This is a genomic window from Blastococcus sp. SYSU DS0616, assembly GCF_054051015.1.
Map to the genome: position 1 here is coordinate 77,152 of NZ_JBJHAJ010000009.1, position 23,376 is coordinate 100,527.

25 protein-coding genes and 1 tRNA gene are annotated in these 23,376 nt (G+C 73.8%); 7 read left to right on the forward strand and 19 right to left on the reverse strand.

Annotated elements, in window-relative coordinates:
• Nucleotides 1-9 precede the first annotated feature (9 nt).
• Nucleotides 10-1,197, reverse strand: a complete 1,188-nt coding sequence (locus ACI79K_RS09040) for an RtcB family protein (protein WP_456589254.1) — start codon at nt 1,195-1,197, stop codon at nt 10-12.
• A 76-nt stretch (nt 1,198-1,273) separates the two neighbouring features.
• Here ACI79K_RS09040 and ACI79K_RS09045 point away from each other — a divergent pair, with 76 nt between their 5' ends.
• Nucleotides 1,274-1,570: a hypothetical protein gene (locus ACI79K_RS09045; RefSeq protein WP_456589253.1), complete on the forward strand. Its 297-nt coding sequence runs from the start codon at nt 1,274-1,276 to the stop codon at nt 1,568-1,570.
• Between the two features lie 84 nt (nt 1,571-1,654).
• Here ACI79K_RS09045 and ACI79K_RS09050 read toward each other — a convergent pair whose 3' ends face one another.
• From ACI79K_RS09050 to ACI79K_RS09085, 8 genes are all read right to left on the reverse strand, one after another.
• A complete protein-coding gene (locus ACI79K_RS09050; protein ID WP_456589252.1) occupies nt 1,655-1,912 on the reverse strand; it encodes a hypothetical protein in 258 nt (85 codons plus the stop codon).
• A gap of 219 nt (nt 1,913-2,131) precedes the next feature.
• Nucleotides 2,132-2,833, reverse strand: a complete 702-nt coding sequence (locus tag ACI79K_RS09055) for a metal-dependent hydrolase (protein WP_456589251.1) — start codon at nt 2,831-2,833, stop codon at nt 2,132-2,134.
• Nucleotides 2,834-2,895: 62 nt separating this feature from the next.
• Entirely contained in the window at nt 2,896-3,639 is a 744-nt protein-coding gene (locus tag ACI79K_RS09060) for an AAA family ATPase (protein ID WP_456589250.1), read from the reverse strand.
• The gene (locus ACI79K_RS09065) at nt 3,636-3,824 is read right to left on the reverse strand and encodes a DUF6104 family protein (protein ID WP_456589249.1); all 189 of its coding nucleotides are present in this window, start codon (nt 3,822-3,824) and stop codon (nt 3,636-3,638) included. The genes ACI79K_RS09060 and ACI79K_RS09065 overlap by 4 nt, the downstream gene beginning before the upstream one ends.
• A gap of 82 nt (nt 3,825-3,906) precedes the next feature.
• Nucleotides 3,907-7,698, reverse strand: a complete 3,792-nt coding sequence (locus tag ACI79K_RS09070; RefSeq protein WP_456599549.1) for a multifunctional oxoglutarate decarboxylase/oxoglutarate dehydrogenase thiamine pyrophosphate-binding subunit/dihydrolipoyllysine-residue succinyltransferase subunit — start codon at nt 7,696-7,698, stop codon at nt 3,907-3,909.
• A 139-nt stretch (nt 7,699-7,837) separates the two neighbouring features.
• Nucleotides 7,838-8,647, reverse strand: coding sequence for an ankyrin repeat domain-containing protein (locus ACI79K_RS09075; RefSeq protein ID WP_456589247.1), 810 nt, complete (start codon nt 8,645-8,647; stop codon nt 7,838-7,840).
• 69 nt (nt 8,648-8,716) lie between these two features.
• Nucleotides 8,717-9,481 (reverse strand): ABC transporter permease, encoded by a 765-nt coding sequence (locus ACI79K_RS09080; protein ID WP_456589246.1) that lies wholly within the window; start codon nt 9,479-9,481, stop codon nt 8,717-8,719.
• Complete coding sequence (locus tag ACI79K_RS09085; protein ID WP_456599550.1) at nt 9,478-10,407, reverse strand: ABC transporter ATP-binding protein; 930 nt, start codon at nt 10,405-10,407, stop codon at nt 9,478-9,480. Before ACI79K_RS09085 ends, ACI79K_RS09080 begins: the two co-directional genes overlap by 4 nt.
• A 142-nt stretch (nt 10,408-10,549) precedes the next feature.
• Between ACI79K_RS09085 and ACI79K_RS09090 the strand changes: the two genes are divergently transcribed.
• Genes ACI79K_RS09090 through ACI79K_RS09105 form a run of 4 tightly spaced genes read left to right on the forward strand, consistent with a single transcriptional unit; the run spans nt 10,550 to nt 14,684 of the window.
• Nucleotides 10,550-11,722, forward strand: a complete 1,173-nt coding sequence (locus tag ACI79K_RS09090; protein WP_456598006.1) for an MFS transporter — start codon at nt 10,550-10,552, stop codon at nt 11,720-11,722.
• 10 nt (nt 11,723-11,732) lie between these two features.
• Complete coding sequence (locus tag ACI79K_RS09095; protein WP_456589243.1) at nt 11,733-11,927, forward strand: universal stress protein; 195 nt, start codon at nt 11,733-11,735, stop codon at nt 11,925-11,927.
• A 14-nt stretch (nt 11,928-11,941) separates the two neighbouring features.
• On the forward strand, nt 11,942-13,015 hold the full coding sequence (locus tag ACI79K_RS09100; RefSeq protein ID WP_456589242.1) for an adenylate/guanylate cyclase domain-containing protein: 1,074 nt from the start codon (nt 11,942-11,944) through the stop codon (nt 13,013-13,015).
• 31 nt (nt 13,016-13,046) lie between these two features.
• Nucleotides 13,047-14,684 (forward strand): ABC-F family ATP-binding cassette domain-containing protein, encoded by a 1,638-nt coding sequence (locus tag ACI79K_RS09105; protein WP_456599551.1) that lies wholly within the window; start codon nt 13,047-13,049, stop codon nt 14,682-14,684.
• Between the two features lie 5 nt (nt 14,685-14,689).
• Here ACI79K_RS09105 and ACI79K_RS09110 read toward each other — a convergent pair whose 3' ends face one another.
• The 3 genes from ACI79K_RS09110 to ACI79K_RS09120 are packed head-to-tail and all read right to left on the reverse strand — an operon-like array spanning nt 14,690 to nt 16,701.
• The gene (locus ACI79K_RS09110; RefSeq protein ID WP_456589240.1) at nt 14,690-15,232 is read right to left on the reverse strand and encodes an N-acetyltransferase family protein; all 543 of its coding nucleotides are present in this window, start codon (nt 15,230-15,232) and stop codon (nt 14,690-14,692) included.
• Between the two features lies 1 nt (nt 15,233).
• The gene (locus ACI79K_RS09115) at nt 15,234-16,358 is read right to left on the reverse strand and encodes an alpha/beta fold hydrolase (RefSeq protein WP_456599552.1); all 1,125 of its coding nucleotides are present in this window, start codon (nt 16,356-16,358) and stop codon (nt 15,234-15,236) included.
• Nucleotides 16,279-16,701 (reverse strand): hypothetical protein, encoded by a 423-nt coding sequence (locus tag ACI79K_RS09120; RefSeq protein WP_456589238.1) that lies wholly within the window; start codon nt 16,699-16,701, stop codon nt 16,279-16,281. Before ACI79K_RS09120 ends, ACI79K_RS09115 begins: the two co-directional genes overlap by 80 nt.
• A gap of 180 nt (nt 16,702-16,881) precedes the next feature.
• Between ACI79K_RS09120 and ACI79K_RS09125 the strand changes: the two genes are divergently transcribed.
• Nucleotides 16,882-17,652 (forward strand): SDR family NAD(P)-dependent oxidoreductase, encoded by a 771-nt coding sequence (locus tag ACI79K_RS09125; protein ID WP_456589237.1) that lies wholly within the window; start codon nt 16,882-16,884, stop codon nt 17,650-17,652.
• Here the strand turns inward: ACI79K_RS09125 and ACI79K_RS09130 are convergent.
• From ACI79K_RS09130 to ACI79K_RS09145, 4 genes are all read right to left on the reverse strand, one after another.
• Nucleotides 17,642-18,061 (reverse strand): hypothetical protein, encoded by a 420-nt coding sequence (locus ACI79K_RS09130; protein ID WP_456589236.1) that lies wholly within the window; start codon nt 18,059-18,061, stop codon nt 17,642-17,644. The genes ACI79K_RS09125 and ACI79K_RS09130 overlap by 11 nt on opposite strands.
• Nucleotides 18,062-18,117: 56 nt before the next feature.
• Nucleotides 18,118-19,014 (reverse strand): alpha/beta fold hydrolase, encoded by an 897-nt coding sequence (locus ACI79K_RS09135; RefSeq protein ID WP_456589235.1) that lies wholly within the window; start codon nt 19,012-19,014, stop codon nt 18,118-18,120.
• 84 nt (nt 19,015-19,098) lie between these two features.
• Nucleotides 19,099-19,233 carry a methionine/alanine import family NSS transporter small subunit gene (locus tag ACI79K_RS09140; RefSeq protein ID WP_456589234.1) on the reverse strand — a complete coding sequence of 45 codons (135 nt, stop codon included), beginning with the start codon at nt 19,231-19,233 and terminating at the stop codon, nt 19,099-19,101.
• The gene (locus ACI79K_RS09145) at nt 19,230-20,861 is read right to left on the reverse strand and encodes a sodium-dependent transporter (RefSeq protein ID WP_456589233.1); all 1,632 of its coding nucleotides are present in this window, start codon (nt 20,859-20,861) and stop codon (nt 19,230-19,232) included. Before ACI79K_RS09145 ends, ACI79K_RS09140 begins: the two co-directional genes overlap by 4 nt.
• Nucleotides 20,862-21,123: 262 nt before the next feature.
• On the opposite strand from ACI79K_RS09145, the gene ACI79K_RS09150 reads away from it, so the two are divergent.
• The gene (locus ACI79K_RS09150; RefSeq protein ID WP_456589232.1) at nt 21,124-21,510 is read left to right on the forward strand and encodes a cupin domain-containing protein; all 387 of its coding nucleotides are present in this window, start codon (nt 21,124-21,126) and stop codon (nt 21,508-21,510) included.
• A gap of 151 nt (nt 21,511-21,661) precedes the next feature.
• Here ACI79K_RS09150 and ACI79K_RS09155 read toward each other — a convergent pair.
• The 3 genes from ACI79K_RS09155 to ACI79K_RS09165 form a co-directional block, all read right to left on the reverse strand.
• Nucleotides 21,662-21,736, reverse strand: a tRNA-Arg gene (locus ACI79K_RS09155).
• 70 nt (nt 21,737-21,806) lie between these two features.
• Entirely contained in the window at nt 21,807-22,469 is a 663-nt protein-coding gene (locus ACI79K_RS09160) for a DUF305 domain-containing protein (protein WP_456599553.1), read from the reverse strand.
• 28 nt (nt 22,470-22,497) lie between these two features.
• Nucleotides 22,498-23,223 (reverse strand): DUF3105 domain-containing protein, encoded by a 726-nt coding sequence (locus ACI79K_RS09165; protein ID WP_456599554.1) that lies wholly within the window; start codon nt 23,221-23,223, stop codon nt 22,498-22,500.
• Nucleotides 23,224-23,376 lie beyond the last annotated feature (153 nt).

A 23,376-nucleotide genomic window follows, 5' to 3' on the forward strand; every position in this document is an offset into this window, starting at 1 on the left:
GGTAGCGGCTCAGTCGCCCTTCACGTTCACCAGCTGGCGCAGCGTGTGGCGCACCTCCACCAGGTCGGCCGCGTCGGCCATGACGACGTCCACGTCCTTGTAGGCGGCGGGGATCTCGTCGAGGAACGCGTCGCTGTGCCGCCACTCGATGCCGCGCATCGACTCCTCCAGCTGGGCCCGGGTGAACGTCTTGCGCGCCTTCGTGCGCGAGAACACCCGGCCGGCGCCGTGCGGCGAGCTGTTCAGCGACTCCGGGTTGCCCAGGCCGGTGACGACGTAGCTCGCCGTCCCCATCGAGCCGGGGATGAGCCCCGCCTGCCCCTTCTCCGCCTGGATCGCGCCCTTCCGCGACACCCACAGCTGCTCGCCGAAGTGCTTCTCGTGCTGGCTGAAGTTGTGGTGGCAGTTGATCCGCTCGAGCTCCGGCGTGCTGTCGGCCCGCATGTGCCGGGCCAGGCAGTCGGCGACCCGGTCCATCATCTCCTCGCGGTTGAGCAGCGCGAAGTGCTGCGCCCAGCGCAGCTCGGCGACGTACCGGTCGAACTCCGGAGTGCCCTCGTCGAGCCAGGCGAGGTCGCGGTCGGGCAGGTCCAGGCCGTCCCGCCGGGCCCGCTCCTGGGCGATCGCGATGTGCTTCTGGGCGATCTTGTTGCCCACTCCGCGGCTGCCCGAGTGCAGGAACAGCCAGACGCGGTCGCGCTCGTCGGCGGTCACCTCGATGAAGTGGTTGCCGGAACCGAGGCTGCCCAGCTGCATCGCCCAGTTCGGCGCCGTCGTCGTGACCGAGGCCAGCACGCGGTCGCCGAGCTCCTCGGCCTTCGCCTCCAGCTCCTCCACCCGCCGCCGGGCGGTCGCGGTGAGCTTCTTGTTGTACCGGCCCGCCGACAGCGGGACCGCCCGCTCGATGTCCCCGCGCAGCGGCGCCAGGGGGCCACGTGCCCGCACCTCGTCCACCGACCAGGGTGTGCGGACGGCGATCATGCCGCAGCCGATGTCGACGCCGACCGCCGCCGGGATGATCGCCGCGCGCGTCGGCAGCACCGACCCCACGGTCGCGCCCTTGCCGAGGTGCGCATCGGGCATGAGCGCCACGTGGGGGTCGACGATGTCGAGGGAGGCGGTGCGCTCGGCCTGCCGGCGGGTCTCGTCGTCGAGGATGCTCGCCCAGTTCAGGAGCTTGTCGGACAGTCTTTCCACCCCTGGAGTCTGCGGGTCCCGGCCGATCACGGCGAGCGGTTTGTCCCAGGGGCCGATCGTGGGTACCGAACCGCGCATGGGAGCCAGCAGGGCGGCCGTCGCCGCCTCGGGTCAGTGGGTCGATCCCGACGACGGGATCCGGTACCCCGCCGGGGAGGTGCACGCCTGGGAACGCGGGCGCAACGAGACCTCCTGCGGGCTGTCGCTGCACCGCTCGCGGCTCACCCGCTTCCCGCACGTCGGCTGGCCGGACGTGCAGCCGGAGTCGGGCCGGCACGCCGAGGAGGTGCAGGAGGTCTGCCGCCGCTGCCGGGCCGCCCAGGGAGCCCGGCGGGACGACCGAGGGTGGACGCGCACCAACCCCCGCCCGTGAGCTGTGCCCAGCCGGTGCCGAGTTCGACAGCACGGTGTGCTGCGCCGTCCGCACGCCCTGACCCCCGCTGACAGCGTCGCCAGGTCAACGTGAGCGCTTGGCGGCCCTGCGTTCGGCCTTGCGTTCGGCTTTGCGTTCGGCCTTGAGTCGGGCCTTCCGTGCGCGGGCCTCGACGGCCTGGCGGGTGGTGCGGCCGTCCCTGCGGCCGAGCAACCAGCCCAGCAGCCGCGCGAGGGCCAGGTCGGGTCCGGCGTGGTTGCCCGGGGTGCCCTGGGACTGCTCGCCGAGGAAGTTCGGGTCCGGGGCGTGCCAGGGGTCGTGGCGGGGATCGGGACGAGGCATCGCGGACCTCCGGGTGTGGTGACGTCGACGGTGGGGCGCCAGTCGCTGCCTGGGGCGCCCGGCTCGGCGGGGAGCTGCGGAGTGTTCCCGCAGATGGCGAGGTGCTCGGCCTCGGCGAGCGCGCAGCCGGCGGACGGCTCCGGTGCCGGCGTCCGGCGCCGGTCCGGCCCGATGGCCCCGCTCGGACCTCCGCACACCTGGCGCACCGTGCTGCCGAACTCAGCCGGCGGTGAGCAGTCGGTCGACGGCCAGGTGCAGCTCGGTGTTCGTGTAGGCGAGCACGACGGTGGCGACGACGAACAGCGGCACCAGGGCCACCCGCTCCACGGTCGCGCCGGTGCGGATGGGGGAGAGCGCGAGCCGCTTGCGCTTCCCCAGCCAGAGCAGCGGCACCGGCACCCCGGCGGTGGTGATCGCGTCGCCGGCGATGTGGGTGAGCACACCGGCCGCGACCGCCCAGGGCAGCCAGGACGGGGAGGTCGTGTGGTCCAGCAGCAGCCAGGCGCCGCCCCACGACAGCACCAGGTTGCCCAGGATCGTGGTCTCGGTGCGACCGGGGATGACGAAGTGCAGGGCGCGCAGCGCCAGCCCGATGGCCAGCGCGAGCAGCAGCAGGCTGGACCAGAACGCGCCGGAGGCCGCCATGGCCAGCGCTCCGAAGGCGATCGGGGCGAGGACGGCGTCGTGGGTGCCCCAGCGGTGCCCGCCGGACAGCGCCCCGATCGCGCCCGCGGGCACGTCGGTGACCGGGCCCCACATGTCCGAGACGGTGGAGTTGCGGTGGTCGAGGTCGGGCAGCATCGCGAAGCCGCCGACGGCGGCGACCCAGGCCGCCTGGCCGACCGCTCCCTGCACGGGGGCCCACGGCAGGGTGGCGGCGCCTGCGGCCAGGCCGGAGAGCGCGTGGGAGTGACCGAGCACGTGCCCAGCGTGCCGCCGCGCCGAGCCGCGGCCGGGCAGGCGCTGCGGCGTGTCCCCGTCGATCAGTCGTCGAGCAGGTGGCGCAGCAGCCGCTCGGGCGCGGCGAAGAAGGTCTGCCAGTCGCGCACCAGGTCCAGCTCGGCCCACGGGCGCTCGGCGAACCCCGTCTCGTCCAGCTCGTAGACGCGGGCGCCCGGGAGCGCGGCCAGCACGGGGGAGTGGGTGGCCAGCAGCACCTGGGATCCGGTGCCGGCGACGCCGTGCAGCAGCGCCATCAGCCGGAGCGACGACCGGAACGACAGCGCCGACTCCGGCTCGTCGAGCACCCACAGCCCGCGCTCGAGGGTCCGGGACTCGAGGAAGGCCAGGAAGCCCTCGCCGTGGGAGCGCGCGTTGAGCGGCACGCCGTCGAAGGCGCGGGTGGCCGGGGAGGCGTCCATCCCGGCGAAGTGGTCGTGCATGGCCTCCGCCCGGAGCCAGACGCCTCCCTGCGGCCGTGGGCGCTGGCCGTCGAGCAGCAGGTCACGGTGCAGCTCCGAGTCGTCCACGGCCGGGGCCAACGGCCCCCAGTGCTTCACCTGCGCGGTGAGCGACGCGCCCCACGCACGGGCGACCGCCTCCAGCAGCGTGGACTTGCCGCTGCCGTTCTCCCCGACGACCACCGTCAGCGGAGCGAGCTCCATCCCGCCGGAGCGCAGCTGGGCGACGCCCGGCAGGTCCCAGAACCAGGCGTCGGGATCGGCGACGTCGGCCCGGACACGCACCCGCGACAGCGGGAGATCCGCGCCCGCGGCGGGGCCGGTCACTCGTCGAGGTCGTCGTCGTCCGTGCCGCCGCGGGCCAGCCAGGTGGCCAGCCGCTCCACGGGCACCTCGAAGTCGGGGTGCTGGTCGACGAACGCCTGCATCTGGTCGGCCAGCCAGGCCAGGGTCACCTGCTCCTCGCCGCGCCGTCCGGCCAGCTCCTCCAGGCCCCGATCGGTGAAGTACATGCCCCAGAACCTACGACGCCCGGTCCCCGAGCGGATCGGGGACCGGGCGTCGCACGGTCCGGTGCCGGCTCAGCCGGCCAGGTCAGCCGGCGAAGGCCTCGGCGACCAGCTTGCGCTGCTCGACCTCGTGCACCTTCGCCGAGCCGACCGCCGGGCTGGCCGACGCCCGGCGGCTGACCCGACGCAGCTTCCGCCCCTCCGGCAGCTCCTCGGGCAGGTTGACGGCCATGAACTGCCAGGCGCCCATGTTCGCCGGCTCCTCCTGCACCCACACCACGTCGGTGGCGTTCGGGTAGCGCTCCAGCTCGGTGCGGATCTGCTCGGCCGGCAGCGGGTACAGCTGCTCGACCCGCACGATCGCGGTGTCGGCGCGGCCGTCGGACTCCCGCTGTGCCATGAGGTCGTAGGCGACCTTGCCGCTGCAGAGGAGCACGCGCTTCACCGCGCCGGCGTCCAGGGACTCCCCGCCGACCCCCGTGTCGGGCAGCACCGGGCGGAAGTTCTGCTCGGTGAAGTCCGCGACCGGGCTGACCGCCGCCTTCGCCCGCAGCAGCGACTTCGGCGTGAAGACGACCAGCGGCCGGTGCACGTCCGACAGCGCCTGACGGCGGAGCAGGTGGAAGTAGTTGCCGGGGGTCGTGCAGTTGGCGACGGTCATGTTGTTCTCCGCCGACAGCTGCAGGAACCGCTCGATGCGGCCGCTGGAGTGGTCGGGACCCTGACCCTCCATGCCGTGCGGCAGCAGGAGGACGACGCCGGAGCGCTGGCCCCACTTGGCCTCGCCGGAGCTGATGAACTCGTCGATGACCATCTGGGCGCCGTCGACGAAGTCGCCGAACTGGGCCTCCCAGAGCACCAGTGCCTTGGTGTTGGCCACCGAGTAGCCGTACTCGAAGCCGAGCGCCGCGTACTCGCTCAGCAGCGAGTCGTAGACGAAGAACTTCGCCTGGTCCTCGGTCAGGTTGGCCAGGGGGGTGTACTCCGCGCCGTTCTCCCGGTCGATGAGCACCGAGTGGCGCTGCACGAAGGTGCCGCGGCGGGAGTCCTGCCCGGCCAGCCGGACGGGCACGCCCTCCATCAGCAGCGAGCCGAACGCCAGCAGCTCGCCCATGGCCCAGTCGATGCCGCCCTCGCTGGCCATCGCGGCCCGCTTCTCCAGCATCTTCTGCAGCTTCGGGTGCGGCGTGAAGTCCGGCGGGAAGGAGACGTGCGCGTCACCGATGGTCTTGAGGACCTCCTGCGTGACGGCCGTCTGCACCGTGGACTCCTGCGGCGTGCGCGGGTCCATCACCGGCTCGGGCTTGGAGGAGTCCTGCGCGTCGTGGGTCTCGGCGAAGGCGCGCTCCAGCTGGCCGCGGTAGTCCTTGAGGGCCTCCTCGGCCTCCTCGAGCGTGATGTCGCCGCGACCGACCAGCGCCTCGGTGTAGAGCTTCCGGACCGAGCGCTTGCGGTCGATGATGTCGTACATCTGCGGCTGGGTCATCGAGGGGTCGTCACCCTCGTTGTGCCCGCGCCGGCGGTAGCAGACGAGGTCGATGACGACGTCCTTCTTGAACTGCTGCCGGTACTCGACCGCAAGCCGGGCCACCCGCACGCAGGCCTCGGGGTCGTCCCCGTTCACGTGGAAGATCGGGGCGTTGACCATCCGCGCGACGTCGGTCGAGTAGAGCGTCGAGCGCGCCGAGCCGGGGCTGGTGGTGAAGCCGACCTGGTTGTTGATGACGACGTGCACGGTGCCGCCGGTGCGGTAGCCGCGGAGCTGGGAGAGGTTCAGCGTCTCCTGGACCACGCCCTGGCCGGCGAACGCGGAGTCGCCGTGCAGCAGGAGCGGCAGGACCGTGAAGCCCTGCTCGCCCTTGTCGATCATGTCCTGCTTCGCGCGGACGATGCCCTCGAGGACGGGGTTGACCGTCTCCAGGTGGGACGGGTTGCTGGCCAGCGAGACGGCGATCTCGGCGTCGGTGCGGAACGGGTTGCGGAACGTCCCGGTGGCGCCGAGGTGGTACTTCACGTCACCGGAGCCCTGGACCGTGCCCGGGTCGATGTTGCCCTCGAACTCACCGAAGATCTTGGCGTAGCTCTTGCCGAGCACGTTGGCCAGGACGTTGAGCCGGCCGCGGTGGGCCATGCCGATCGCGACCTCGTCGAGCCCGTGGTCGGTGCCGGCGATGAGCACCTCGTCGAGGATCGGGATGACCGACTCCCCGCCCTCCAGGCTGAACCGCTTCTGCCCGACGTACTTCGTCTGCAGGAAGGTCTCGAACGCCTCGGCGGCGTTCAGCCGGCCGAGCACGTGCTTCTGCTTCTCGCGGTCGGGCTGCTCGTGCTTGATCTCGATCCGCTGCTGGAGCCACTCGCGCTCCTCGGGATCGGTGATGTGCATGTACTCCACGCCGACCGTGCGGCAGTAGGAGTTGCGCAGCACGCCGAGGATGTCCCGCAGCGGCATGAGCCGCTCACCGGCGAAACCGCCGACCGGGAACGTCCGGTCCAGGTCCCACAGGGTGAGACCGTGCTGGAGGATGTCGAGGTCGGGGTGGGTGCGGACCTTGAACTCGAGCGGGTCGGTGTCGGCCATGAGGTGGCCGTTGCGCCGGTAGGACTCGATGACCTCGATGACCCGGGCTTCCTTGTCGATCTGCCCCTCGCGCGTGACCCGCACGTCCGGCATCCAGCGCACCGGCTCGTAGGGGATCCGCAGCGAGCGGAAGACCTCGTCGTAGAAGCCGTCCTCACCCAGCAGCAGCGAGTGCAGCTTGCGCAGGAAGTCGCCGGACTCCGCGCCCTGGATGATCCGGTGGTCGTAGGTCGAGGTGAGCGTGATGATCTTCGAGACGCCCATGTCCGTGAGCACCTCGGGGCTCATCCCCTGGAACTCGGCGGGGTACTCCATGGCCCCCACGCCGATGATCGCGCCCTGCCCGGCGGTCAGCCGCGGCACCGAGTGGTTGGTGCCGATCGTGCCCGGGTTGGTCAGGCTGATCGTGGTGCCGGAGAAGTCCTCCATCGTCAGCTTGTTGTTCCGGGCGCGCCGGATGATGTCCTCGTAGGCGGCCCAGAAGGCGGCGAAGTCCATCTCCTCGGCGGCCTTGATCGACGCCACCACCAGGGACCGCGAGCCGTCGGGCTTGGGCAGGTCGATGGCGAGCCCGAAGTTGACGTGCTCGGGCGCCACCAGCACCGGCTTGCCGTCGACCTCGGCGAAGGCGCTGTTCATGTTCGGGAACGCGTCGAGCGCCCGGATCAGCGCGTAGCCGATCAGGTGCGTGAAGGAGACCTTGCCCCCGCGTGCGCGGGCCAGGTGGTTGTTGATGACGATGCGGTTGTCGACCAGCAGCTTCGCCGGGACCGCGCGCACGCTCGTCGCCGTCGGCACGGTCAGCGAGGCGTTCATGTTCTTGACCACCGCGGCGGCAGCGCCGCGCAGCGGGGACTGCTTGCCGTCGCCGGCCGACGGCTTGGGCGCCGGCTTGGCGGCGGGGGCGGCCTTCTCCGCGGGGGCGGCCTTCTGCGCGGGGGCGGCGGGCTTCGGGTTGCTCTTCTGCACGGGTGCGCTCCCGGTCGGCTCGGACCCGGCGGCCGGGCGCTGGACGTCCGGCGCTGCCGCGCCGGCGGGCTCCGGCGCCGCGCTGGGCGCCGGAGCGGACTGCGGCGGGGACGCCGGTGCGGGGGCGCCCTTGGCGGGCGGCGCCTGCTCGCGGTCACCGCCACCGACGGGGCTGCCCGGCCGGTAGTCGGCGAAGAACTCGTGCCACGCCTGATCGACGCTGGACGGGTCGGCGAGGAACTGCTGGTACATCTCCTCGACCAGCCACTCGTTGGTGCCGAAACCGGCGACCGGGGACGAGGTGGACGACGGGCGGGATGAGTTCACGCTTGACACGGGGTCGAGTGCCTTCTTCGTCTTGGGGCTGCGTCTGAGGGGCGTCGCTGGACCGGGTGTCGAGTCTACGCCCGTGCCGGGTCGCCGACCCGGGACGGAGCGGGGACCGCGCGCCCGTCCCGCATGGTGGTCAGTGCGTCGCGCCGTGGGCCACGAGCAGTTCGACCAGGGCGTCGTTGCCGCTGGCCTCGTGCTCGTCGGCCCGCCGGTGCCGGGCCGCCGCCACGCGGCTGATGTCCAGCGCGCTGGCACCGTCGTGGGTGGTGGCGTTGACGTCGGCTCCCGCGTCCAGCAGCAGCCGGACGATCTCGGGCACGTCCCCCGTGGCGCCCGCCGCGACCGCCGCGTGCAGCGGCGTGCGGCCGGTGTCGGGATCCCGGCGGTCGACGTCCGCGCCGGCGTCCAGGAGGAGCCGCACCAGCTCCGCGCTGCGGCCGGTGGCGGCCGCGTGCAGCGCGCCGCCATCGGGGTCGGCGCCGCGTGCCAGCAGCAGCCGGGCGGTGCCGGCGGCGCCGCCGAACGCGGCCCACGCGAGCAGGTCGACCCCCGTGGCCGGGTCGGTCAGCGCTGCGCCGCCGTCGAGCTCGGCGGTGAGCCGGTCGACGTCGTCGAGGTAGGCCGCGCTGGGGGCGTCGACCACCGCGCCCAGCTCCACCAGCACCGGGACCAGCCCGGGCGCGTGCTCGAGCGCCAGGTGCAGCGGCGTGCGGTGCTGGTCGGTGCGGGCCGAGAGGTCGGCGCCCGCCCCGGCCAGCACGCGGACGACGTCGACCCGGTCGCAGGCGACCGCCAGGTGCAGCGGGGTCCAGCCGTCCTGGCCGTCGCGCTCGACGGTGCCCTGGACCAGCTGAGGCGACTCGGCGACCGCCGTCCGGACGGCATCTGTCTCCCCGTCGGCGATCAGCCGGCCGAGTCGTTGGACCGTCATGCGAGTGGTCACGCGTTCTCCGTTCTGCGTTCGGGGCTGCTGTTCGACCGGAGCAGGGGTCGTAGGCCTGCCACTGGCGCCTCAGGCGATGTCGCGGCGGACCGCCAGGAAGGTGCCCAGGAACGCCGCCAGGAGACCGTAACCGAGCAGCAGGAGGCCGCCCTGCCACGGCGTCAGCAACTCGGGTGCCTCGAAGTCGGACGTGAGGGCCTGCACCGCCCCGCCGGGCAGCCACTTGTAGGCCGCCTGGATGGCCCCGACGGAGGCCACGATCGGCTCCACGACGTAGAGGTAGACCAGCGCACCGACGATCGCGCCGACCTGGTTGCGCAGCAGCGCGCCGACCCCGACGCCGATCACGGTGAACAGGACCAGCACCAGACCCGACAGGGCGATGGTGCGCAGGTTGTCCCCGGCCAGGGACGGCGTGGCCCCGCGGGCACCCGCGTAGACGACCGCGACCAGGACGTTGACCGCCAGGACCACCAGCGCGAACGGGAGGGCGACGAGCGCGTACGCGAGCAGCTTCGCGCCGACCACCCGGCCGCGGTGCGGGGTCGTCAGGAAGGTGGGGGTCGCGGTGCGGTGCCGGTACTCCTGGGTCATCCCGATGATGCCGAGGATGAGCAGCAGCACGCTGGCGTTGGAGCCGACGGAGAAGATCAGCTCCTCGTAGGCGGGGGTGCCGACCGCCGGCAGTCCCGGCTGGCCCTGCTGCTCCACGCCGGCCAGGGCGGTGAACAGTGCCGTGAAACCGCCGGCCAGGACGCAGGCGCCGATCAGCAGCCCGATCCACACCCGGGTGGTGAAGAGCTTGGTCCACTCGGCGCGGACGAGGTCGGTCATCGGGAGACCTCCGGGGACGTGGCGCCGGCGGCGTACTGCTCCTGGCCGGCCGTGAGCTGGAAGTAGATCTCCTCGAGGCCGCTGGTGCGGGAGCGCAGCTCGTGCAGCTCCACCCCGGCGGCGAAGGCGCGGGCGCCGACCTCGGCGGTGGTCCGGCCGGAGACGGTCAGGGAGTCGCCGTCGAGGGTGACCGGTATGCCCGCGGCGCGCAGCGACTCGGCCAGCCGCGCGATCTCCGGGCTGCGCACCAGCACCGTGCCGCCGCTCTCGGCGCCGGAGCGGAGCTGCTCCATCGAGGCCTCGCGGACCAGCCGGCCGGCGCCGACGATGACGACGCGATCGGCGGTCTGCTCGACCTCGGCGAGGAGGTGGCTGGAGACCAGCACGGTGCGGCCCTGCTCGTGCGCGAGGTGGCGGAGGAAGCCGCGCAGCCACTGGATGCCCTCGGGGTCCAGCCCGTTGGCGGGCTCGTCGAGCACGAGGACGGCGGGGTCGCCCAGCAGCGCCGTCGCCAGACCGAGCCGCTGGCGCATGCCGAGGGAGTAGCCGCCCGCCCGGCGGCCGCCGGCGTCGGCCAGGCCGACCTGGGCCAGCACCGCGTCCGCGCGCTGCAGCGGCAGCCCGGCGGCGCGGCAGTAGACGCGCAGGTGGTTGCGGCCGGAGCGGGCGGGGTGGAACGCCGTCTCCAGGACCGCCCCGACGGTGCGGATCGGCTCCCGCAGGCCCGCGTACGGGGTGCCGTTGAACGTGGCGGTGCCCGCGTCGGGCTGCACGAGCCCGAGCAGCATGCGCAGCGTCGTGGTCTTCCCCGCGCCGTTGGGGCCGAGGAACCCGGTGACGGTGCCCGGCTCGACGGTGAACCCGAGATCGCTCACCGCCCGGACGGCGCCGAAGGACTTGGTGAGCCCCTGGACCTCGACCCGCACGGGGCCGGTCGTGGGGGCGGGGGCGGTGGAAATGTCGCTCTCCTCGTCTGCTGGCCCGTGTTCCCCACCCATCCAAGCGCACGCGGGTGACCTTCCGGGAGCCCATGGGTGCACGTTCCCCGCCACGTGGTCGACTGGGTGCGTGGGACCGGTGCGGCTGGGGCGTGCGCGGCTGGCGGTGACCGTCGTCTTCGCGGCGAACGGTGCCCTCTTCGGGAACTGGGCGGTGCGGATCCCCGCGGTCAAGACCGCCCTCGGGCTCTCCGACGCAGCACTCGGCGGCGCCCTGCTCGTGCCGGCGGTCGGGGCGCTGATCGCCATGCCGCTGGTCGGTGCGCTCAGTGCCAGGCTCGGCAGCCGGACGACGACGGTGGCCACCGCGCTGGCCTTCTTCGCGGTCCCGGTCCTGCTGGGGCTGGCGCCGTCGCTGCCCTGGCTGGTCCCGGCGCTGCTGGTGTTCGGGCTGGCGTTCGGCGGCCTGGACGTGGCCATGAACGCCCAGGCCGTCACGGTGGAGCGGGCGATCGCCCGGCCGGTGATGTCGTCGTTCCACGCGGCGTTCTCGGCCGGGGCCCTGGTGGGGTCGCTGACCGGTTCGCTGGCCGCGGCGGGGGACGTCGGGCTGCCCTGGCACCTGGGCGGCACCGGCCTGGCGCTGCTGCTCCTGACCGCGCCGCTGTTCCCGGCGCTGCTGCGGGAGCAACGGACCGAGGGGGAGGCGGGGCCGCTGTTCGCGTGGCCCCGCGGCCGGCTCCTGCCGCTGGCCCTCATCGCGCTGGTCGTCCTCCTCGCGGAGGGCGCGGTCGGCGACTGGAGCGCGGTCCACCTGCGCGACGAACTAGGTGCCTCCGCCGGGGTGGCGGGGCTGGCGTTCACCGCCTTCAGCCTGACGATGGTGGCCGGCCGGCTGGCGGGCGACCGCGTCGTCGCTGCGTGGGGGAGGGTCCGCACCGTCCGCACCTCGGCACTGGTGGCCACGGCCGGCGGGGTGCTGGTGGTCGCCGGCCCGACCGTCGCCGTGGTGCTGGTCGGCTTCGCCGCCCTGGGGGCCGGGCTGGCCTGCACGGTCCCCCTGGTCTTCTCCGCCGCGGCGGAGGGCGAGCCGGAGGCCGGGCCGGCGCTCGCCGCGGTGAGCACCCCCGGGTACCTCGGCTTCCTGCTCGGCCCGCCGGCGATCGGGGGCCTGGCCGAGCTGGTGGGGCTCTCCGCGGCGCTGGCGCTGCTGCCGCTGCTGCTCGCCGCGGTGGCGCTCCTGGCCGGCCGCACCGGCCCCGCCCGCGTGACCCCGGGCACACGGGCGGTCGTCGTCCCCTAGAGTGCCCGCCGTGAGCGAGCCCGTGACCGCCTACTCCACGGTCGTCGTCGGAACCGACGGCTCGCAGTCCTCGCTGCGCGCCGTCGCCCGGGCAGGAGCGCTGGCCGGCGCCTGCGGGGCGACGCTGGTCGGCCGGCTGCTGGGCTCCGTGCCGGCCGATGCCACCCGCGGTCGCGGTGCGCTGATCGTGCACACCACCGACTGAGGTCTGCGACGGGCATGGTTGATCCCGGGGAGGGTCCGGACCCCGGCGCCCGGGAGGCGCTGGAGCGGCTCCTGCTCGGCGGGCCGCGCCGGTACACCCGGCTGGAGGTCGGCCGGATGGCGGGGATGCCGCCGGAGCGGACGCAGCGGCTCTGGCGGGCGCTGGGGTTCCCCGACGCCGCCGACGACGACCCCGCCTTCACCGACGCCGACATCGCCGCTCTCGGCGTGCTGTCGACGCTGATCGACTCCGGCTTCGTCGACCCGGAGAGCGAGGCCTCGATCGCGCGGGCGATGGGGCAGTCGCTGTCCCGGCTGGCCGACTGGCAGACCGACATGCTGGCCGACGCGCTGCTCCGCGGCGCGCAGGCCGGCGAGGACCCGGCCGCGACCACCGAGCGCGCGGTGGCGGCCGCGCAGGCGCTCCTGCCCCGGCTGCGCGAGGTGCAGGACTACGTCTGGCGCCGGCACCTCGTGGCCAACGTCGACCGGCTGCTCGCGGCCACCGGCCCCGGCGACCGGCGGGAGCTGGCGGTGGGGTTCGCCGACCTGGTCGGCTACACCTCCCGCAGCCGCGGCATGGGCGGCCGCGAGCTGGGTGCGATGGTGGAGGACTTCGAGAGCACCGCCGCCGAGGTGATCGCCCGGCACCACGGCCGCGTCGTGAAGACCGTCGGTGACGGCGTGCTGTTCACCGCCTGGTCGGCCACGGACGCCGCGGACATCGGACTGGAACTCCCTGACGCCTGGGCGGCCGCCGACCGTCCGCCGCTGCGGGTGGGAGCCGCCTACGGGGCGGTGCTCACCCGCCTCGGCGACGTCTACTCGCCGGTCGTGAACCTCGCCAGCCGGCTCACCTCGCTCGCCCGGCCCGGCGCGCTGCTGGTCGACCGGGACCTCGCCGACCGGCTGCGCGGGCTGCCGGACTACCGGGTGCGGCCGCTCCGCCGGGTCTCGGTGCGCGGCTACGACCACCTCCAGCCGTGGCTGGTCCGGCGGAGCAGGACGACGAGCGGCGAGGACGCCGACAGCGGCTACGGCGACGACGCCTTCGACGTCGAGGACGACCCGTCGGCGAGCCGGGGCTGACCCCGACCGGGCGGCTTGGCAGGCTGGAGGGGTGAGCGCCACCCTCGTCGCCCGCGGACTGGCGGCCGGCCACGGCGCCCGCGTGCTCTTCTCCGACCTCGATCTCGTCGTCGCCCCGGGCGATGTCGTCGGCCTGGTCGGGGTGAACGGCGCGGGCAAGTCCACGCTGCTGCGCACCCTGGCCGGGGAGCTCGCCGCCGAGGCCGGCAGCATCGCCCTCAGCCCGCCGACGGCCACCCTGGGCTACCTCCCGCAGGAGCACGAGCGGCGACAGGGGGAGACGGTCCTCGCCGCGCTCGCCCGGCGGACCGGTGTCACGGCCGCCCAGGCGGCCCTGGACGCCGCGACCGATGCGCTCACCGCCGGCGCGGCGGGCGCCGACGACGCGTACGGCGACGCACTCGAGCGCTGGCTCGCGCTCGGCGGCGCGGACCTCGAGGAACGGGCGGCCGAGGTGGTCGCCGAGGTGGCGCCCGGCGTCGCGCTGGACGCGCTGATGACCGGGCTCTCCGGCGGGCAGGCCGCGCGCGTGGGGCTGGCCTCGCTGCTGCTGTCCCGCTACGACCTCCTGCTGCTCGACGAGCCGACCAACGACCTGGACCTCGCCGGGCTCGACCAGCTGGAGCGGTTCGTGACCGGTTCCCGGGCCGGTGTCGTCGTCGTCAGCCACGACCGCGAGTTCCTCGCCCGCACGGCCAACCGGATCGTCGAGCTCGACCTCGCCCAGCAGCTGGTGCGGGTGCACGACGGCGGCTACGAGGCGTACCTGGCAGAGCGGGAGGTCGCCCGCCGGCACGCGCGCGAGGAGTACGAGGAGTTCGCCGAGACCAAGGCGGGGCTGGAGGCGCGCGCCCGGATGCAGCGCAACTGGATGGCCAAGGGTGTCCGCGACGCGGTCAAGAAGCAGAAGGACCCCGACAAGTTCATCAAGGCGCACAACCGGGCCTCGGCGGAGAAGCAGGCGGCCAAGGCCAAGCAGACCGAGCGGATGATCGAGCGGCTGGACGTGGTCGAGGAGCCCCGCAAGGAGTGGGAGCTCCGCATGGAGATCGCCGCCGCGCCGCGGGCCGGCGCCGTCGTCGCCACGCTGCGCGGCGCCGTCGTCCGCCGGGGCGGCTTCACCCTCGGCCCGGTGGACCTGCAGGTCGACTGGGGCGACCGGGTGGCGATCACCGGCGCCAACGGATCGGGGAAGTCGACCCTGCTGGCCGCTCTGCTCGGCCGCGTTCCCCTGGACGAGGGGTCGGCGTCGCTCGGGCCGTCGGTCCGGATCGGCGAGATCGACCAGGCCCGGGAACGCTTCCTCGGTCAGGAGCAGCTGCTCGACGCGTTCGGCGCGGAGGTCCCCGACTGGCCGACGGCGGAGGTGCGGACGCTGCTGGCGAAGTTCGGCCTCACCGCCGACCACGTGCTGCGCCCGGCGGTCACCCTGTCGCCGGGGGAGCGCACCCGCGCCGCCCTGGCGCTGCTGCAGGCCCGAGGCATCAACGTGCTGGTGCTCGACGAGCCGACCAACCACCTCGACCTGCCGGCGATCGAGCAGCTGGAGCAGGCGCTGGCCGGCTACACGGGCACGCTGCTGCTGGTCACCCACGACCGGCGGATGCTCGCCGCCGTCGCCACCGACCGCCGGCTCGAGGTCGACGGCGGGCGGGTCACCGAGCGCTGAGCCGGTCAGCCGGCGGGGGCCCCGAGCTCGTCGGCGATACCGACGGTGTCCATGCCCGCCCACGTGTCGGACACGTGGTGCGCCAGCACCATCAGGTCGCGCAGCTCGCCGCTGCGGTCGCGGATGTGGTCGCGCAGCAGGGCCTCACCGCTGAAGCCGAGGTCGCTGAAGAGCGCCAGCGCCGCCCCCTGCTCGGCGACCACCTCGACGACGAGCTTCGACAGCCCCGAGGAGACCGCGCCGACCAGGGCCTGCCGGGCCAGCTCCCGCCCGAGCCCGCTGCCGCGGCGGGACGGGGCGACGACCAGGCGGACCTCGCCGACGTGGTCCGACCAGCCCGGCAGCGGCCGGACGGCGACGTAACCGGTCACCTCGTCGCCCTCGACCGCCACCCAGCGGCCGCCGGCGGAGTCACCGGTCGCCCACGAACGGACGGTCTCGGGGTCGGTGACCTCCTCCTTGATGAAGGTCAGGTCTCCCTCGGGGAGGTCACCGAAGAACCGCAGCAGCGCGTCGCAGCGATCGGGTCCCAGTTCCACCACCGTCACGTCAGGCCTCCTGGCTGGTCTCGTCGGCGTCGAGCGGGTCGCTGCGCCGGCGGACGAAGTCGATGATCGTGGGCACCGTGGTCTTCGCCGCGGTGCGCCCGACGACCAGCCCCATGTGTCCGGCGTCGAGGCAGAGCTCGTGCTTGTCGGGGGAGCCGACCAGGTCGATCAGCGGTGCGGTGGCGTCCGGCGGCACGATGTGGTCGCGGTTGGCCCGCACGGTCAGGAACGGCACCTGGATGTCGGCGAGGTGCACCGGGTCCCCACCCACGGCGAGCCGGTCGTCGACCATGCCGTTGTTCCGCACCAGCATCTCCGCCGTCTGCCGCGCGGCGGCGCCGGGGAAGGGCACGTGGTCGTCCGACCACCCCGTCATCGCCTGGTAGGAGGCGACGTACTCGTCGTTCCAGAGCCGCTCCCACAGGGTGACGTAGCGGGTCACCTCCGCCGTCGGGGTCAGCGCCCGGAAACCCTGGACGACGACCGAGGGCGGGACGTTGCCGTCCGCGTCGAGGACCGAGCCGACGTCCATCCCGCCGACGGCGAAGATGTCGGCGAGCGGCCCCATGTGCCGGAAGTCGACCGGTGTCGCCAGCACGGTGAGGCTGCGCAGCGGCGCGTCGGGGTGGTGCGCGGCGTAGAGCAGGGCCAGGTTCCCGCCGAAGCAGTAGCCGAACAGGTTGACCTCGTCGGCGCCGGAGAGCTCGAGGACGCGGTCGACCCCGGCGGGGATGTAGTCGTCGACGTAGTCCTCGAGACCGTTGCCCGCGTCGCGCTCGTCGGGCTCGCCCCAGTCGAGCATGTACACGTCGAAACCGGCCTTCAGCAGCTGCTCCACGAAGCTGTTGCCGGGCGTCAGGTCGAGGATGTAGCTCTTGCTGATCATGCTGAACACGATCAGCAGCGGTGGCCCGTAGCGGACGCCGCCATAGGGGTCGGGGTCGTTGCGGTAGTGCCAGAGCTGGGTGCGGCCCCGCTGCCAGACGACGTCCTTGGGGGTCTGCCCGACACCGGGCCGGTCGACGCCGGCGACGAGCTTGATGCCGTTACGGGCGCGCAGGGTGTTGCGCTCGACGTCGCGCCGGACGCGGTCGAGCACCGTCTGCGGGCTGGGCACCGTCGGCATCGCTGTCCTCCGTGGTCGGGGCGGTCGTCGTTCGGGCCGGGCCGGGGCGCGACGGAGAGCCGCGTCGCCGCTCCTGCTCCAGCTGGATGGTCAGCCGGCGCACCTCGCGGTCCAGGGAGCCGATCTGCGCGCGCAGCCGGCTGATGTCGCTGCCCGCGGGCAGGTTGACCAGGTGCCAGGCGCGCGCGCTCAGGTCCCGGACGGAACTGCCCGCGACGGTCTGCGCGCGACGCAGCAGCGCGGTGGCCAGGGAGAAGTACTCGCTGCGGACCAGGTCGTCGGCCCGGGGCGCGATCGCGCGCTCGGCGGCGTCGTAGGCCTGTCGCCACATCGGGGCGCTCACCGGCGCTCCCCGGTCGCCGGCGCCGCGCGGTCGAGCGGCTGCTGCGCGAGGTCGGTCATGGTCGGTCTCCCTGTGCCCGGTGTCTGGACCCAGCGCCCCTACCCGGCTCGACCGGTGATCTACCGCACACGGCCGATACGGTGGCGGGACACCCCATCGTCTGCGAGGAGATCCCCGCTCATGCCCGACCGCTCGATCCTCGACCTGTTCCGCCTCGACGACCGCGTCGCCATCGTGACGGGGGCGTCCTCCGGGCTGGGGGCGGTCTTCGCCCGCACCCTGGCCGAGGCCGGCTGCGACGTCGCCCTGGGGGCCCGCCGGGTCGACCGGCTGGCCGACACCCAGCGCGCGGTGGAGGCGGCCGGGCGGCGCGCGATCAGCGTGGCCACCGACGTGTCCCGGCCCGAGGACTGCCAGGCCCTCGTCGACGCGGCCGTGGCGGAGTTCGGCAAGGTCGACATCCTGGTGAACAACGCCGGTGTGGGCACCGCCGCGCCGGCGACCAGGGAGACGCCCGAGCAGTTCCGGCAGGTCATCGACGTCAACCTCAACGGCTGCTACTGGATGGCCCAGGCCTGCGGCCGGGTGATGCAGCCCGGCAGCTCCATCGTCAACATCTCCAGCGTGCTGGGGCTGACCACGGCCGGCCTGCCGCAGGCGGCCTACGCCGCGAGCAAGGCGGGGCTGATCGGGCTGACCCGTGACCTCGCCCAGCAGTGGACCGGGCGCAAGGGCATCCGCGTCAACGCGCTGGCGCCGGGGTTCTTCACCTCGGAGATGACCGACCAGTACCCCGAGGGCTACCTGGAGTCGCAGCTGTCCCGGGTCCTCGTCGGGCGGAAGGGCGAGCCCGAGGAACTCGCCGCTGCGCTGGTCTTCCTGGTCAGCGACGCCGGCGGGTACGTCACCGGCACCACCATCCCGGTCGAGGGCGGGATGCTCACCAGCTGAGCGACGGGTCCGCGGCGGCGAGGTCGGCGCGGGCGGTGCACGGGCGGACCCGGTCGGCGTCGGGGTCCGGTTCCGGCAGCGCGGCCGCCCCGCTGTCGCGCAGCGGTCGCGGGCGGCGGGGGTGGCGGCTGCCGCTCCCGCCGCCCCGGTGCGGGTAGACCAGGACGCCGTTGACCGGGTCGGGCGCGGCGTCGAGCGCCGCCCGCACCGCCGGTGCGTCGCGGAAGCCGTCGCGCTGGCCCTCCTCGTCGAAGACGAACTCCAGGACGACGCCCCAGCGGTGCTCGTGCTCGTCCCAGAACCGGGCGCCGGACGTCACCGCCGTCTCGACGAGCAGGTCGTGCCAGGCGCGCAGCCATCCCGAGGCGGGGGTGCCGCCGTCGAAGACCTCGATGGTGACCCAGTTCACAGTTGTCCGACGCTATGCGGTTCCGCCGGTCACCGGTAGGGCCGCCGGAGCGGTGGTCACGCTCGGCGTTCGACGCGCTCGATCAGCGCGGTGATCCGGTCGGTGAGCTGCGGCCAGACCTCGCGCGGCAGGTCGTGGCCCATGCCGTCGACGACCAGCAGCTCCGCCCCCGGGACCGCCGCAGCCGTCGCGCGACCGCCGGAGACGTTCACCAGGCTGTCCTGCTCGCCGTGGATCACGAGGGTGGGCACGGCGACCCGGGCGAGGTCGGCGGTCCGGTCGTGCGTGGTGAGGATGGCGGCCAGCTGCCGGGCCACGCCGGCCGGGTCGTACGCCCGGTCGAAGGAGAGCCCGGCCCGGTCGCGCACCGCGGCCTCGTCGAACTCGAAGCCAGGAGAGCCGATCACCCGGTAGGTGTCCACGACGCGCTGGATCGCGCCCTCGCGGTCGCCCGCCGGTGCGGCCAGGAGCACCCCCATCGCGGCCTCGTCCGGGGCGCCCACGGCCGGGTCGCCGGTGGTCGACATGATCGAGGTAAGGCTGCGCACCCGGTCGGGGTGGGAGATGGCCACCAGCTGGGCGATCATCCCGCCCATCGAGGCGCCGACGACGTGCGCGCTGTCGAGGCCGAGGGTGTCGAGCAGGCCGACGGTGTCCTCGGCGAGGTCGGTCAACGAGTACGCGACCGAGGAGCGGTCGCCGCCGAGGATCGCCAGGACGTCCGGGGCGCCGGCGCCGTCGAGGTGGGTGGACAGCCCGATGTCGCGGTTGTCGAAGCGGATGACGAACAGCCCCTGCTCGGCCAGGCCGCGGCAGAAGTCGTCGGGCCAGCCGATCATCTGGGTGGCCAGCCCCATGACGAGCAGGACCGGCGGATCCGCCGTCTCGCCGAACGTCTCGTAGGCGAGCTCGAGATCGCCCACCCGGGCCATGTGGATGCCGCTGGTCTCCATGCAACGGACGCTAGTGCAGCCGTCCGGCACTCAGGTCGCGGCCCGGGCGGGCGAGGGGCTGTCAGGCCTGCCGTGTGCGCCGGGTCAGCGGTCCCGGTGCCCGTTCTCGGCGCGGTCCTCGACGTTCCCGTGGCGCAGCAGGCTGGCGACGGCCAGCACGAGGCCGCCCCAGATGACGACCATCGCCACCACCATCATCGCGATCGCCTCGGCGCTCATCGCCGGCCTCCCTCGTCGTGCCCGGTTCCCGGGCGGTTCGGGTCCGCCGCGGAGGTCGCGTGCAGCGGCGCCGCGGGGTCGGAGCCGGGTGGCGGCCCGTCCAGGTGGGTCCCGGAGCGCCACGGCAGCCGGGCGAGGAGGAAGCCGACCAGCGGGAGCGCCACAGCCATCAACCAGCCGAAGACCAGCAGCAGCCACGTCGGGTAGTCCCCGGCCCCGTAGGGCGCGGTGAGGTCCTCTCGCACCGTGAAGACGAGCACGATGGCCAGGCCCGCCGGGGCGACGACGCTGGTCAGCACCCGCCAGCCGGTGCCGACCCGCGGCCGGCCGTGGACGTTGAGGTGCTCGCTGAGACGGGGCAGAGCCCGCACCAGCCAGGAGACGACCAGCATGCTGACGAGCGCCACGACGAGGATGCCGTACTGGTTGACGAAGCGGTCGACGACGTCGAGCACGTAGATGCCGCTCGTCGTGCTGAAGAGCACCAGGCTCAGCACCGCGGCCGGCACGCCGACCGCGAGGGTCGCGGTGAGGCGGCTCGTGTCGAGCTTGTCGCGGACCGCCGAGATCACCACCTCGATCACGCTGATCAGCGAGGTGATGCCGGCGACGACGAGCGACCCGAAGAACAGGACGCCGAGGAGGGCGCCGGCCGGCGCCTCGCTGATGATCGTGGGGAAGGCGATGAAGGCCAGGCCGATCCCGCCGTCGACCACGTCGCCGACCGCGTCCCCGCTCGCCTGGGCCATGAAGCCCAGGGCGGCGAACACGCCGATGCCGGCGAGCAGCTCGAAGCTGGAGTTCGAGAAGCCCACGACGAGGCCGGAGCCGATCATGTCCTCGCGGCGGCGGACGTACGACGCGTAGGTGATCATGATGCCGAAGCCGACCGACAGCGAGAAGAAGATCTGGCCGAACGCGGCGGCCCAGACGGGGGCCGAGGTGAGCGCCGACCAGTCCGGCGTGAAGAACGCGTCGAGGCCCGCGCCCGCGCCCGGCAGCAGCAGCGCCTGCACGACGAGGGCGGCGAAGGCGAGCACCAGCACCGGGATCAGGACCAGCGACGTCATACCGACCCCGCGCTGGACGCCGAGGGCCATGATCACGAGGACGGCCAGCCAGACCAGCGCCAGGGGCACGAGCACCCCGGGCACCACGTCGGCGGTGACCTCGACGTCACCGGCCTGCAGGAACTCGCCGAAGAAGAAGCCTTCCGGGTCGGCGCCCCAGGCCTGGTCGAGCGAGAAGAGGGTGTAGCGCAGCGCCCAGGCGAGCACCGCGGCGTAGTAGACGGCGATGACGAAGCAGATGCCCACCTGCCACCAGCCGAGCCCCTCGGTGCCGCGGCGCAGCCGGGCGAAGGAGAGCGGCGCGGAGCCGCGGTGGCGGTGGCCGATCGCGTAGTCGAGCAGGAGGAACGGGATGCCGGCGGTGAGCAGCGCGACCAGGTAGGGCAGCAGGAAGGCGCCGCCGCCGTTCTCGTAGGCGACGTAGGGGAACCGCCAGATGTTGCCGAGCCCGACCGCCGAGCCGATCGCCGCCAGGATGAAGACGCGGCGGGAGCTGAACGCGCCGCGCCGGCGCTCCTCGTGCGTCTGCGGGGTGCCGTCTCCCGCTGTCGTGCTCATCTGACCTCCTGCGTGGTGGTCTGCCGATCCTGCGAGCACCTCGAACACCGGTCCCGATGGGCCGTCGGCGGGAGGTGCCAGAACTGGGGCCACGTCGAACGCCCGGACTCTAGCGGGCCGGGCCGCGGTCCGGGTCCTGATCCCCAGCGTCCTGGTCGTCGGCACCTGGAGCCGTCCTCCCGACCGGCCGCGGGGCGAGCACGGGGCCGCGCCGCACCGCCGAACGGGGTTGCGCCGGCGTCTCCCGGGGCAGCCCGGTGGCATGGAACCCGTGGTGCGCACCGCAGCCGAGGCCGAGACCGAGGTGTGGGACGACCCGGTCCGGGGCCACGTCGCCTTCCAGGTGCTGATCAGCCGGGACCGGACGCCGACGTCCTCGCTCTACACCGGCCTCGCCGAGCTGCCCCCCGCCGGCTGGCTCGGTCGGCACCGGCACATCCAGGCCGAGGTCTACCACGTCATCGCTGGCACCGGGGTCGTCGTCCTGGACGGGGTCGAGCACCCCGTGGCCGGCGGGTCGGCCGTCTTCATCCCCGGGAACGCCGAGCACGGCATCCGGAACACCGCGGAGGAGCCGCTGCGCTTCGTGTACGCCTTCGCGACCGACTCGGTCGAGGACGTGGTGTACCGGTTCTCCGGGGAGGAGTGAGCCGGCACGCCCGTGGCGTCGCGCGGCGGCGTCGGCCCGTCCGGAACGCGCGAGAGGCCCCGCTGGCACCCGTCTCCGGGGCCGGTGGGGCCTCTCCCGCTGTTCGTCCGCGGCCAACGGTCGGTCCACGCGGGCGACGGTCAGCGGCTGGTGGTGCCCCCGGCAGGATTCGAACCTGCGCACCCGCCTCCGGAGGGCGGTGCTCTATCCCCTGAGCTACGGGGGCTCGGTGGTGGGGCAGGGGAGAAGTTACCAGCCCCCGACCCCGCCCCGTGCGGCGGCTCCTGCGCCGCGGGTCACGGCTCGGGGAGGGGGGTTCCGCCCCGGGCCGTGAGCATCCGCGTCATCGTCGTCGTCTCCACGCCCTGCGCCTGCTCGATCGACCGGGCGAGGTCGCGCACGGCCTCCACATCGGCGTGCTCGGCCGCGTAGCGGGCCATGTCGAAGCCGCCCTGGTGGTGGCGGATCATCAGCTGGAGGAACCGGACGTCGAACTCCGTGCCCGACAGGCTCCGCAGCTCCGCCAGCTCCTCCGTGGACGCCATGCCGGGCATGTCCGCGGCGGTGTCCATGGCGCCCATGTCGTGACCGGCGTGCTCGTCCGCGGGCATCCACGTCATGGGCTCGCCGGACTGGGGCAGCCCCCAGAGCGCCAGCCAGCCCTGCATCCGCCCCGCCTGGTTGGTCTGCGCGGCCGAGATGTCGAAGGCCAGGTGCTCGAGCTCGGGGTCGTCGCTGCGCTCGTCGACCAGGTTGGCCATCTCGACGCCCTGCAGGTGGTGCCGGGACATGTCCCGGGCGAAACCGGCGTCGACCGAGTCGGCGGCCGGCGTGGGCGTGCCCCGCCCGATGCCCAGCGCCACGGCGAGCCCGCCGCCGAGCAGCACCAGCCCGACGGCGATGACGGCGAGCAGGGCGGTGCGCAGGCCGCGGGTGGGCGAGCGGTGGGGCGCGGTCACGGGGTCACCTCCCGGTGGACGGCGGCGGTCACTGGTCGGACGTCGCGCCTGCGTCCGCACTCTCCAGCAGCGGGTCGGCCAGGAAGGTCGGGCTCTCGCAGGTGGCGCCGGGCTCCGGGAAGCTGTCCGGCTTGTAGGTCATGAGGTCGGCGAACTGCTTGATCCGCTCGTCGTCGGCGCTGTCGACCTTCAGCTGGTGGCCCCACGACTGGACGCTGATCGGGGTGTCCTGCCCCTCGTACGGCGAGAGGATCCGGCCGGAGACGCCGTCGACCAGCTCGGCCAGCTTCTCCACGTCCGCATCGGAGACCTCGTCGGGGTTGTAGGTGATCCACACCGCGCCGTGCTCCAGGCTGTGCACCGCGTTCTCGTGCCGGATGTCGACGTCGTAGACGGTGCCCGTGCAGTCGGCCCAGAGGTTGGCGTGCTCGCCGCCGACCGGCGGGGACTCGCTGTACTCGATGGGGCCGTCGTTGTGCAGGCCGCCCTCGTACTCGTAGGTCTGCGCGCCGGCGATCTCGTCGATCGAGTCCACGCGCGAGGCGTCTGCCGCCCGCACCTGGACGACGGCCCAGGTGATGACGGCCGCGGCGAAGACGACCACCGCCACCGCGGCGGCGATCAGCCCCCACGGCCGCTGCTGTGCCACGACCTGCGTCGGCGGCCGGGTGCGGCCACCGGTCGCCCGCCCACCGGACCGGGTGGCCCCACCACCGCTGGCTCGGCTCTTGTCGGGCGTGCGGTCCTTGGCCAAGGCCTCTCCTCGTTACGGGGCGCATCCGCGCCGCTGCGTTCCGGCGCGCGGGTAGGCCCCGCTCACCGCGGGCGAGTCTAGGTCGCGCGCCTGTGCGGAAGCTGGGAGCCGGGCGGCCCGGCGGGCCACCGGAAGCCGGTCAGTACGCTCGCC